Consider the following 12,285-nt stretch of genomic DNA (forward strand, 5'->3'; position numbering starts at 1 on the left):
GTCCCGCCCGTCTATCGGGGACGGGCGGGACGCCCATCCCACAAGAAAAAAGGCAAATTATTTAATTGACGATCCTAAAATCCTCTCAAAGAGGACTGAAGAACTCATGAGTCCTCTCAAGCGAGGACTTTTGCTTTGAGGCTCTTGTTTCAAGCCTTGCCGGACTGAGGAAAATAGCGTTAAGTTGACACCAATGGGCAGTGCCGTGTCCTCGGTATCATTCCGATGCAACCGGAAACGATATTACTACCCGTGCATTTCTCCATTCGGCATAATTGTACCGCGCCACTGAGCCCCCGCTAAATTAGCAGTGCTCAAATCTGCCCTAATCAAAGTTGTGCGGTGCAAAATTGCCTCCCGCAAATCTGTTCTAGCCAGGTAAGCATCAGTCAAATCAGCTTCACTCAAATTTGCCTGATTCAAATTAGCTCGACTCAAATCAGCCCGCACCAAATTAGCTCGACTCAAGTCAGCCATAACTAAATTAGCATTGCTCAACTTAACATCAGGAAGAAATGCACCCCGCAAGTTAGCGCCAGCAAATTCAGCATCAATTAACACAGCTCTTTCCAACTTAGCATTTGTCATTACAGCCCAGGAAAAATTTGTTTCTACCAAAGTTGCTTCAGTCAAATATATGCCATCTAAAATAGCTTCGCTCAAATTCGCCTGAGTCAGATTTGCTTCTCCCAGAGATGCTTCTGTCAAATTAGCGTGACTGAGATTAGCTTTAGTCAAATCGGCACCTTGCAAATTGACGCCCCGCAAATCGGCACCTTGCAAATTTGCACCCCGCAAATTTGCACCCTCAAAAATCCGCACCTCCTTCCGCAAATTTGCACCCCGCAAGCAAGCCCCGCGCAAATCGGCACCTTGCAAATTCACACCTCGCATATCTGCATCGCTCAAATTTGCATCAATAAAAACTGCCAAAGAGATGTTTGCTTTGCGAAAGTCTGCACCTTGCAAAGTCGCTCCGTGGAAGTCTGCATCGGACAAATTTGCTCCGCTCAAGTTTGCTTGATTTAAGTTAGCACCGCACAGCTTTGCATTAGTTAAATTTGCGCGCTGAAGGTTAATTCTGCTCAGGTACGACATCGCTAAGTTTGCACCCCAGAGGTCAGCATTACTTAAATTGACGCCAATTAAATCGGCACCGCTCAGGTATACCCCTCTGAGATTCATACCTTGAAAATCTAGTTCTCCTGATGTATATCGCCTTAAAATTTCGCTGGCATTCATATTTGTTTTTGTTGTTAATTAGGTACAATCTGCTATTTCTAGAATTGTTAAAATTCTTCTGTTCGCGCAGGCGGAATTAGTTTTGGTCGCCCCTGACTTAAGTCGGGATATTTAATGATTTTGATTGACAAATTCTTGAGTCCAAGAAACTGTTTTGCTGCCTAACTGTCGCCCGTGAATTTTCACATGAGTAAGATATTTGGATTTTAAAGTACACAGTTTTTTGTGAATGTATGTAGCTGTAGCCTGTTGGTTTGGTACTTCAGCAGACTCCAGAATCACATGGAGCCAACCGTCTTTAAATCCTACTGTTGCAGCAATTCCTTTAGGCTGTAGCAATTGATTAATCAATTGGGCGATCGCCTTTGGTTTGCCTTGTTTTGCCATTTCCAGAAGCTGATACTGATTTGCTTTATGGCTAGAGTTTTCTGGCGGTAGTTCGGAAATATTGTCAACTAGGTTTTCCGTGATTTCAGAAGAATTTTTTCCGCTTTCTTTTGACTCCAATTCAATCAAAATTTCCAGCAATTTATCGGTAAACTTCTGAACTTTGCCTACATACTCTCTGAGATTTTTATATTTCCAGTACAAACGCTCTTCTACACTCCCCGTAGAAAACTTTCCATTCAAGGCTGATTCTAACTGGGTGAATATATTTTCTATTTGCGCTGTGGCGGAGTTAGCACTTTGACTGACTAATTCTGTCATTTCTTCTTCCAATTCCAACTTGCGTTTGATGGAATCGCTAATATTTATAATAACAGGAGCGGCCGGTTCTAAAATTTCGATAATAGTCGGCATTTCTGCAACTGGGAATGTTTCTACCATTTCCTGTCTGAACTCGGTAGGATAATTATTGCTGGTTTCGGGTTCTTGAAACGGTAGATTTTCTGCCGTGTCAGGCACTAAGTAACTCTTTTGAGGGTCATAATGATAGTGAGGTGGAGCAGCTTGGAGGATGTGAGTAATCTCGCCTGGATCAAAATAATCGCTGCGTTTGTCCACCAGCTCAATCTCTTCATAAACACTGTTGTTTAAATGTGTCTGATCGTAATCTTCACTAGCCGAAGATTCGGCTTCATGGGGTTCTTCCTGTTGCATTTTTGTGTAACAAGGATTCATCGCTTTGATGATTACGCTCGCTGCTTGGTCGTTTTCATCTCTGTTGTCGAGATTGCTAGCAGTTCTGTACAATTGAGATTCCAGTTCGGCTAGGCTGCCACAGACATTAAACAGTTGTCGCAGTAGATTGTCAAGTTCTTGAGTTTTCAGCAGTAGCCAGTCGCGATCGCTAAAGGTAAAGTGGTGATAAAGAGTAGAAAAAATTAGGATTTTCGCCCTCAGCGGATTTGTTTGCTGCAAAATTTTTTGTCGCACATCAAATAAAGTGCCGGGGTTTCTTGCCCTTTCTTCGCTGCTGGGTACTTCCGAACTAAAGTGTTCTTCAAATGCGGGAGATTCCTGACCGCCAAAACTAGATATGTTTACTTCTAATTTGGTGAAGTCTTCAAATTCATACAGCCTGCTAAGTTGACAGACTATGAGGTCTGCTACTAAAGCATACTCGGTTTTTTTATTAACCTTAGAGACTATACTATTTAAAACTGCTTCAATATCTTCTAACCGGCTGTATTTCGCGCACAGTTCTTCGATTAAAATCCTTACATCTGCGCTGGCGAGTTGGGCCGGGTCGTTTTCCCAGAACTCTTTACAAGCAAAAAATATTATTTTTTTAATACGCGAGAGATTCACGTCTTGTTCTAATTCGCGAACAACTTCATCTAAAATAGATAAAGCTTTCATAGTTTTCCTCCCATAAAAATACCCTGTCAGTCGATTTTAGATTTTAGATTTTAGATTTTAGATTTACTTGCAGCGCCGTGAATCTGGGAACCAGAACTTGAGTCTAAAATTTTAGTATCTCCACTCAGGAGCGTAGGTGGCACGGTACCCGTTTTTGGGCGGGTCAACACTTAGCAAGAAATAATACAATTATACCACATTTGATAAATGCAAGACTTTGATGCGATCGTAATTGGGAGCGGTATTGGGGGCTTAGTCGCAGGCTCGATGCTAGCTCGCTACGGGAAGCGGGTGCTCGTCTGCGAGAGCCACATCATAGCGGGCGGGGCAGCTCACAGCTTTTCGCGCCGGGGATTTCACTTTGATTCGGGGCCTTCTTTTTATTGCGGTTTGACTGACTCCCGCTCGTTTAATCCTTTGCGGCAAGTTTTTGATGTTTTGGAGGAATCGATCGCAGCAATTTCCTACGATCCGCTGGGGCATTACCATTTTCCAGAGGGAAGTTTACCGGTGTATGCTGATGCGAGAAGTTACTTAGATGCTGTAGCTAAATTCGCACCGCAAGGTGCTGTAGAATTACAGCAATTTCAAGAAAATTTATTAGTTTTGTATGAAGCTTTGCGTGGAATTCCGGCTTTAGCGCTGAGATCCGACTGGCAGTTAATACCTGTTTTGCTGTCTCGGTACTCGCCTGCTTTGCTGAAGCTGTTGCCGCTAGTAGGTGTGATCGCGGGTTCAGCAGGTTCCTTGATGGATCGGGACGTGCGGGACCCTTGGGTGCGGCGTTTGATAGATTTGGAGTGCTTTTTGCTGTCGGGTTTGAAAGCGCACGGAACTGTCGCGCCAGAAATAGCTTTTATGATTGGCGAACGATCGCGCTGTGCGATCGAATATCCTGTAGGTGGCAGCGGTGCGATCGTCGATGCTTTAGTTCGAGGTTTGCAGCGCTGGGGAGGAAAATTGCGCCTGGGAACTTCCGTCGAGCAAATATTAGTTGAATCCGGCAAAACCAGCGGCGTTCGCTTGAAAAATGGCGAAATTATCCGCGCCCCAATTGTCATTTCCAATGCCACCGTTTGGGATACTTATACAAAATTACTGCGCCCTGAAGATTTGCCGGAAAGCTACCGAAAAAGCGCTTTGTCGGTGCCAGCAGTAGACAGTTTCATGCACCTGCATTTAGGAATTAAAGCCGAAGGACTCGAAGGTTTGACCGGCCACCACGTCGTCGTTCGCGACAGCAAGATTGACATTACAGTACCCGGAAATACTTGCATGATTTCGATTCCTACAGTGTGGGATGCAACTCTCGCGCCGCCCGGACATCACGCCGTTCACGCTTATACATTGGAACCTTACGAAGGTTGGGAATATGGCGAATTGTACCAGCAGAAAAAGCAAGAGCGATCGCAATCTCTGTTTCAAGCTTTAGAAAAAATTATACCGGATTTGCGATCGCGGATAGTCTTAGAGTCGATCGGCACACCGCTAACCCACGCCCGATTTTTGCGCCGATATCAAGGAACATACGGGCCTGCAATCGCCGCCGGAAAAGGCACATTTCCCGGCCCGCAAACACCCGTCAAAGGCTTGTATCGCGTGGGAGACAGCACCATGCCCGGAATTGGCGTCCCAGCCGTCGCAGCATCGGGTATTTTGTGCGCGAATACTTTGGTAAATTCCGATGTTACAGCACAATTTTTGTAAGCGAAGGAAGTTCGGCAACGAGCAATGTACGGGATGTAACGGATGTAACTCACATCTTGCACCATTGTCAATAAACCTTTTATGAACAGGCAAGATGCCTGTTCCACAAAAAAATTTATCTCTTGTGGAACAGGCATCTTGCCTGTTCTTGAGAATGGTGCAAGATGTCAGATGTAACGGATGTCAGGAAGAAGGAAGAAGGAAGAAGGAAAATTAACTGGTTCCCAGCCTCTGGCGGGGAACCGAGCTCCAGAGGCTCTGCCTCGCTTGCAAAAAAAAACAGGAGGCAGAGCAATAGTGAAATGCGTTCCCAGCCAGAGCCAGGGAACGAGGAAAACGAGGAAAAAACTACTTTTTACAAAATCTGCCTGCTGCCAAAACTGATTATCCACCAGCGGCAAAAGCGCCCATAATTGCGATCGACAAAGCCAAACCTGGCAACAGCAGCAATCCTAACATCAAAGCATCGTGTCCGCTCATCACTTTCTCCTGATATTGACCTTTGACATTATACTCTATAAACCGCCATCTTGCCTCGGTCTTAATAATTAATTAAAACCTGCAGATTGATTCAGGATTGACTGGACAAATTTTATTAACAATGGGATTCCCGCGCAAGTCCAGCGCAGTCAACTGTTGCAAAGATTGCAGGGAACTGATATCAGAGATTTGATTGTTGTACAAGTCTAGTAAAAATAAATTATTTAAAGCTTGTAGCGCGCTGGTATCCGAAATTGGATTGTTGAACAAATAAAGTTGAGTCAAATTAGTTAACGATTTCAGCGGACTGATGTCTGATATTTGATTGTTACCGAGGTTGAGTTCAATTAAATTAGTAAGCGATGTCAAAGGAGTAATATCAGATATTTTATTTTGGAATAAAACCAATTTATTTAAGTTAGTTAGAGATTCCAGCGGAGTAATGTCAGATATTTCATTTCCGAAGAGAAACAGCGTCTTGAGATTTTTTAAGGAAGCTAGCGGGGTGATATCCGATATTTTATTATTGTAAAGGTAGAGTATCTGAAGTTCAGTTAAATTTTCAAGAGGAGCGATATCTGAAATTTGATTGTTGTAGAGAATCAGCGCATTTAAGTTAGTTAAATTTTTCACCGGAGTGATGTCGGAAATTTTGTTGTCAAACAACACAAGTGCGGTAAGATTAGTTAGACCTGCTAGGGGACTGATGTCTGAAATTTGATTGGTATCGAGAACGAGTTGAGTCAGATTTATTAGAGATGACAGCGGACTGATATCTGATATTTGATTGACATCCATAACCAGAGTTTTCAGGTTAGTTAGAGATTGCAGGGGAGCGATGTCATATATTTGATTGCTGCCGAGGATAAGATTAGTAAGTTGAGTGAAAGATGAGAGGGGGCTGATATCGGTAACTTGAAGATTTTTGAGGTTAAGTTCTGTTGTATTAGAAAGCAGTTCGTTGGCTCGATCGCACTCAGCATTGTCTGATATTTGCAACAGTATTTCTACCGTATGTTTTGCGCCAATCGAGAGATTTTCTTTGTGCTTGCACCACTCGGAAAAGTTATTATAATTTGTCATGGGCTGTTCTGCGTTAATCGATTTTAGATGGGAGATTTGAAATTTTAGATAGAGCGTATTCGGTGGTTTATGAAGTACACCCCAGAAACCGGGTTTCTTTACAGTTCTCGCCTCGGATACTGATTCTATTGCTCGAAACCCGGTTTCTCGCGATATACATCTACATGGAATATGCTGTAAGTATAGCAATTCTATTTCATTGGTGAAGGAGATTTTTTTCGGGTTTTGAGAAATTTCAGCAAAAATTGTGTAAAGTAATCTTAACATCGTTAATTGCATTGCCTTCGCAGAAGCCAAGAGCCAACTATGACACCAGAACTAATTTTTAATGCCGGTAATCTGTTCGTTGTGCCTTTCTGGGCAATTATGATTTTATTACCCAACTGGGGAATTACCCGAAAAGTGATGAATTCCTTCATTCCGTTTGCAGTGCTCGCCGTTTTGTACATATATTTGTTTGGTAGCAGTCTGACGGCGGAAAATGCGGCAGCTTTGTCGAATCCCAAGCTAGCAGATATTGCTAAGTTTCTGGGGGAGGAAACGGCGGCGGCTACGGGATGGATACATTTTTTAGTGATGGATTTGTTTGTGGGGCGCTGGATTTATTGGGAAGGACAGCGGACAGGAGTTTGGACGGTTCATTCTTTGGCTTTGTGTTTTTTTGCTGGGCCGATGGGATTGCTTTCTCATATTGTAACTGCTTGGATTACTCAAAGGTTTTTCCCTAATTCTGAAAGTCTTTCAGGGGCGGGTTCTCCGGTTCACCCGCAAGAAAATTGATGTATTGTGGAACGGGCTCTCCTGCCCGTTCGTTCCTAAGAATGGCGCAAGATATCAGTAACAATATAGATCGTAGCTAAACCAGTGCCTTGTATTTTGAAAGAGGTAGATGGCGATTTAGTAGGGTGGGGCGGGTTTATGAAATTATGGGTTTTAGGCAATTATTGTTGGTGAAACCCGCCCCTACAATCCTCGATCGCAGCGAGGTAGATGGCGGTTTACTGTTGGGTGGGGGCGGGTTTATAAAATTATGGGTTTTAGGCAATTATTGTTGGTGAAACCCGCCCCTACAATCCTCGATCGCAGCTTGGAACTTTTACAAAATTTTACCAGATTAAGAATTGGCTAGCGGCAGCACTAAACGAGCCACAATTAAATTATTTTCTAACATTTCTAGATAAAAGTTTCCCCCCATTAAGCGTACCGCTCGCTGACAAATTAAGAGATTTTGCCCGATCGACCTATTGGAACTAGAAACCGCTAATATATCGGGTTCGGAACCGCCGTTGAAGGCAGCAATTAACTGTCGATCGCCCGCGCCGCTATCGATCACAGACAATTCTAACAAATCTTCCCCCAACAACTGAGAGCGAATCTCAATCTTGGCCCCAACAGCAGAGCGCCTGCAAGCCGTCGCCAGCAATTCGCACAGAATCAAATCCAGCTTGATGCTGTCCCCGCGAACGCTCAAAGTCTGGCCCGCAGGCATCGACACAGCAGTTTCTCTGTGGACTTCCAGCGAGACTTTCGACTGTTTGACCAGGGAGGCCGTTCGATCGAGCGATCGCCTCAGCCAAGCGCTCACAGGCACCGCATCTTGTGCGAATTGCAGCCGCCAATGTTCCTGTTTCAGCAGCAAATGAGTTGACCCCAAAGCATTGCCAATTTGCCGCAAAACCTGTTGGTAGCGCAAAGTTTTCAGAGCATCCTTTTGCTCCTTCGCCGACTGCAAAATCGACTGACTCAACTCCCCCAACTCCTTCACCCCCGCTCCCACCGTGCGGTAAAACTCCTCAAAACGGCGCTGTTTGTACCAGTTGAGCAACTCCAGATCCAATCGCTGCGACTCCTGGATCGATTGCACCGCCAAATACCTGCGCCACCAAGCCAACTGAGACGCCATCGAGCTGAGTAAACTCACCGACAACTCCGACCACTGGCGGCCCGGAGCGTCCGCAGCCACCACAAGGCCCGCCGGAGCGTGTTCTGGGGCCGTCCGCAGCGCCACCGTCATCATCTCGCCAATTCCCGGACTGCGAAGCCACCGCTTCGTCGCCAGCTGCAGTTGGCTCGTGCTCTGTTGCACTACGCAGTTAGCAGCTAGGGTTTGTTGGATCAAAGCATCCGTTTTGACAGGAATCACCGCCTCGGGATTGAGGGCAAATACGGGATTGGCAGCTACCGCCGCCACGATAGAACCTTCCTCATCACCGGGATTCCAAGTAATTACGGCTACTAAAGGACAGGAAATTGTCTGGGAAACCTGTTGAGCAAAGTTACGATCGAGCTTTTGCAGCGGCAACTCTGGGAACATCGTCGGTGAAGCAGCAGATATCTCTTGCTCAGATTGCTCGTCAGGAGAATGGTGCAAAACCGCCAAACCCGATTTGAGCGATCGCTCAAATTGCTGATATTTGTCGATTGCCGAACTCTGCTGCCACGAGTGCAGGATCAATCCGAGTTGTTGGCCCACCAGCCGCACTAATTCTTGCTCCGATCGCCTCCAAGTGCGAGTTGCACTGTGCCCGACAACCAGCAAACCCTCGATCGATTTGCCATTGGCGATTTTTGATTTGAGATTGGGGTTTTCTCCCTCGGACTTTTTCCTCCGAGTGTTCGATGCCAACAGCGATCGCACCCCCGCCTCCCCCAGCACTTCCCGCCAAGCGCCCAACCGCCCGTCTTCCTCCCAATTTTCAATAGCCAGAGGTGCGCTTTCTTGCAACAGCCCCGCGTCAGCCACATCGAGGGCGTTGAGCGGCGACGGCACTGCCCTGCGGTTGCGGGGCAAATTTTGGCAGACAATTTCAAAGCGATTTTGTTCTTCGCCGTACAGCAGCAGCAAAAAGTATTCGCATTTGAGCCTCTGGCACAACTGTTCGGCGGTATTTTTCAAAGTCGCCTCCCAGTCAGCATCGCTGTAGATGGCGCGGGCTATTCCGGCAGTTAAATCTCGATCGATCTCAATTTGCTGAATTTTCTCCTCCATCTCCGACACAGGAGCCGTCAGAGCTACTAACTGCGCCACTCCCTGCAGGTAATGCTTTTCATTGTCTTGCCAAATCCGCGCTTCGCTGGCTTCCACCGCCAAAAATCCCAACAATTCCCCTTCCGAAACAATCGGCGCAGCCAACAGAGAGCGAGCGCGGATTTGCTGCATCAACCGCCCTGTCAGCTCAGTTTTCAGAGAACTTTGAGATTCACCGATCCAAACCATTTCTTCCCTGCCCAAAGCCTGATAAAATTCGCCCAAGTCTTGGACGGTGATGCCCGAAGCCGCTCGGCCCGGCCCGCTCAAACCCGGAGTAACTTCGCGGTTGCTGACTCGGCGCCAAAAATAGCGCCGCTCTCGCTCGAACCAATAAACATTGGTGCGCGTCGGCTCAATAAATTCGTGAGTTTGTTCGACAACCGCTTGCAAGTATTGGTCGAGCGATCGCAATTCCCCCAACTGCGAAATCAGCGCTAAAAGAGACTCATCTGGGTGTTTGATTTGTTGGCGCTGCCAGTCTTTTTCTATTTGGTAAAGAGCAGTTGCCAGCGCTCCAAATACGATCGCCAACTGCGTTTTTTCCCCAGACTTTGGCGACGCTCCCCACACCTGGGTGCCGAGCAAAATCACGCCGTAGCAGCGGTCTTTGTAGCGCAGCGGAAACAGAGTCGTGCCTTGAATATTGAAAGTTTGAGCTGCTTTGCGCCATTCTCCGGCTCTGTTTTCCGATCGCAAATCCGGGACTCCCACGGGGCGGAGCTGAATCACCACTTGTTCCAGCAAATCTCCCGGGCTGAGGGCAAACCGCTGTTTGAGAAAAGACTGGTCGCCGTTAGGAGTCATGCCGCCTTTCCCGAACAATCTGTGGGCTTGTCGATCGTACAACCCGATCCAAATCAACCGCCAGTCAAATTCCGCTTGCAAGTAACCGAGTGTGGTCGAAAGTAGCACTTCCACATTCTCCTCTTCCCGCAGAGTCTGGAGAACGCGTTCTAGGGTCGCGATTTGTTCGTCTAAATCCTTCGGTCTTTGCTGCTGCCCCATTTCCAAGCTTCCCCGCACCTTGTCTAATTTAAAATTACTAACTTAAATATTCAAAAAAATAAAATGCAAAAGCGTCAACTTATAATATAATCGTCTCACTTATCCTTCAATCTCAAACATTGGATAAAGTCGATCGAAGTTGAAGTAAAAACCTCACCTTCTCCTGAATCTTTTTATTGAGCTTCTCATTTGTCAACTGCCCCAGGATAAGTCATTGGATATTTATCAATCAAGTGTACGCCCGCTGTTGTTTTCCGTATTGAAAACCGATGCCGAGTGGCTGCACAACCGCACTCTCCAAGTTCTCGAACTCGCAGCCAGAACCCAGTCAAACCCCGCAACCAGCCAAATGCTCTCTCGATTGCAGAAATCTTTGGGAGTCCAAGATTCTCGCCTCGAACAATCGAGGTGGGGACTGAGCTTTAACAATCCTGTCGGCTTAGCCGCCGGATTTGATAAAAACGGCGTAGCTGCAGATATTTGGGCAAATTTTGGCTTTGGCTTTGCCGAACTCGGAACAGTCACTTGTCAACCGCAGCCGGGAAACCCCCAACCTCGCTTGTTTCGCTTGACCCAGGACAGTGCAGCCCTCAACCGCATGGGATTTAACAATCAAGGAGCCGCGGCAATGGCAGCCCGGTTTCAGGCAGCACAGAAACAGTCCCCACTCGATGCCCAGCGCCCCATACCTCAGTCTCCGTTCCCGTTGGGCATCAATCTCGGTAAATCTAAGGTAACACCGTTAGAGCAGGCAGCAGCCGACTATTTGGAGAGTTTTAAGCTGCTGAAAGATTGGGGCGACTATTTTGTAGTCAACGTTTCCTCTCCGAATACGCCTGGGTTGCGATCGCTCCAAGATGCTGCTGGGCTTAGCACAATTTTGGAATCTTTGCAACAAGAAAATCAGGGAATCAAGCCAATTTTAGTCAAGATTGCGCCGGATTTGGAGTCAGAGGATCTCGTATCAATCCTCGACTTAGCAAAAACCTACCAACTAGCAGGAATTATCGCCACAAATACCACCATCCGCCGCGACGGATTGAAAACACAAATATTGCGAGAAACAGGCAAACCAATCGCCGAAGAAGCCGGGGGAATTAGCGGGCTTCCAGTGCGGGAGCGATCGACAGAAGTAATCCGATTTATCTGGCAATATACAAAAGGCGAATTACCCATAATTGGAGTTGGCGGCATTTTCACCGCCGAAGATGCTTGGGAAAAAATAGCCGCCGGTGCGAGTTTAATTCAAGTTTACACCGGTTGGGTTTACGAAGGGCCTTGGATGGTGCGCCGGATTCTCGAAGGGTTGTTGCAAAAGTTAGAAGAACGCGGATTTAATTCTATTTCTGAGGCAGTAGGTTCGGACAATCAATAGACATAGGACTGTTGACTGTTAACTGTTAACTAATGACTAATGATATCAATTCCGGTTGCATTGGAATGATTAAACCGCAGAGAACGCAGAGAACGCAGAGGAAGAGAACAGAGAGATGAATAATTCTGATGCTAACGGATTTGATATGACTAATGACTAATGACTATTGACTGTTGACTGGTGACTGTGAGTAAAAAAAATGAAAATTGCGCGAATTATTTGTTGGCAGCTTGATTCGACTTTAAGCCAGACTTAGAAGTGCGGATTTGATATCATTCCGGCCTGACTGCCGGAATTGATATGACTCACAGTGCGATCGCTAAAAAAAGTATCAGGCAATACTCTACCCACATTTTCCTAACATTATTAATACTACAATAAATCTTGGGTTTTATCTCGATTTCAATCAGTATTACATCAAAAGTAAATCGGCGATTGTAATTTTCAATAACTTTAACAATTCCATTGAGCTAACACGCATCTAATACCAATTCACTATGAAGGTACACTAAATGTAGGCTAAAAGTAGAGGAGATGTAATATGGCCAACAAATTTAAG

At 46.0% G+C, this 12,285-nt stretch carries 8 protein-coding genes; 4 read left to right on the forward strand and 4 right to left on the reverse strand.

All coding sequences use genetic code 11. From position 1 onward, the window contains the following. Positions 1-246: 246 nt before the first annotated feature. Complete coding sequence (locus tag QUA50_RS28160; RefSeq protein WP_333262923.1) at positions 247-1,242, reverse strand: pentapeptide repeat-containing protein; 996 nt, start codon at positions 1,240-1,242, stop codon at positions 247-249. A 111-nt stretch (positions 1,243-1,353) separates the two neighbouring features. Then, positions 1,354-3,045: a hypothetical protein gene (locus tag QUA50_RS28165; RefSeq protein ID WP_333262920.1), complete on the reverse strand. Its 1,692-nt coding sequence runs from the start codon at positions 3,043-3,045 to the stop codon at positions 1,354-1,356. 207 nt (positions 3,046-3,252) lie between these two features. Between QUA50_RS28165 and QUA50_RS28170 the strand changes: the two genes are divergently transcribed. Continuing rightward, on the forward strand, positions 3,253-4,752 hold the full coding sequence (locus QUA50_RS28170; RefSeq protein WP_333262917.1) for an NAD(P)/FAD-dependent oxidoreductase: 1,500 nt from the start codon (positions 3,253-3,255) through the stop codon (positions 4,750-4,752). 94 nt (positions 4,753-4,846) lie between these two features. After that, the gene (locus QUA50_RS28175) at positions 4,847-4,969 is read left to right on the forward strand and encodes a hypothetical protein (protein ID WP_333262914.1); all 123 of its coding nucleotides are present in this window, start codon (positions 4,847-4,849) and stop codon (positions 4,967-4,969) included. A gap of 335 nt (positions 4,970-5,304) precedes the next feature. Here QUA50_RS28175 and QUA50_RS28180 read toward each other — a convergent pair whose 3' ends face one another. Continuing rightward, positions 5,305-6,315, reverse strand: a complete 1,011-nt coding sequence (locus tag QUA50_RS28180; RefSeq protein WP_333262911.1) for a leucine-rich repeat domain-containing protein — start codon at positions 6,313-6,315, stop codon at positions 5,305-5,307. 306 nt (positions 6,316-6,621) lie between these two features. On the opposite strand from QUA50_RS28180, the gene QUA50_RS28185 reads away from it, so the two are divergent. Beyond that, entirely contained in the window at positions 6,622-7,095 is a 474-nt protein-coding gene (locus QUA50_RS28185) for an ABA4-like family protein (protein WP_333262908.1), read from the forward strand. Positions 7,096-7,429: 334 nt separating this feature from the next. Here QUA50_RS28185 and QUA50_RS28190 read toward each other — a convergent pair whose 3' ends face one another. Then, the gene (locus QUA50_RS28190; RefSeq protein ID WP_333299358.1) at positions 7,430-10,351 is read right to left on the reverse strand and encodes a GAF domain-containing protein; all 2,922 of its coding nucleotides are present in this window, start codon (positions 10,349-10,351) and stop codon (positions 7,430-7,432) included. Between the two features lie 214 nt (positions 10,352-10,565). Here QUA50_RS28190 and QUA50_RS28195 point away from each other — a divergent pair, with 214 nt between their 5' ends. Then, positions 10,566-11,726, forward strand: coding sequence for a quinone-dependent dihydroorotate dehydrogenase (locus QUA50_RS28195; protein ID WP_333262901.1), 1,161 nt, complete (start codon positions 10,566-10,568; stop codon positions 11,724-11,726). Positions 11,727-12,285: the final 559 nt, after the last annotated feature.

Origin of the sequence: Microcoleus sp. M2_D5 (genome assembly GCF_036701935.1) — a bacterium.
In the GTDB taxonomy this organism is placed as follows: Bacteria; Cyanobacteriota; Cyanobacteriia; order Cyanobacteriales; family Microcoleaceae; genus Microcoleus.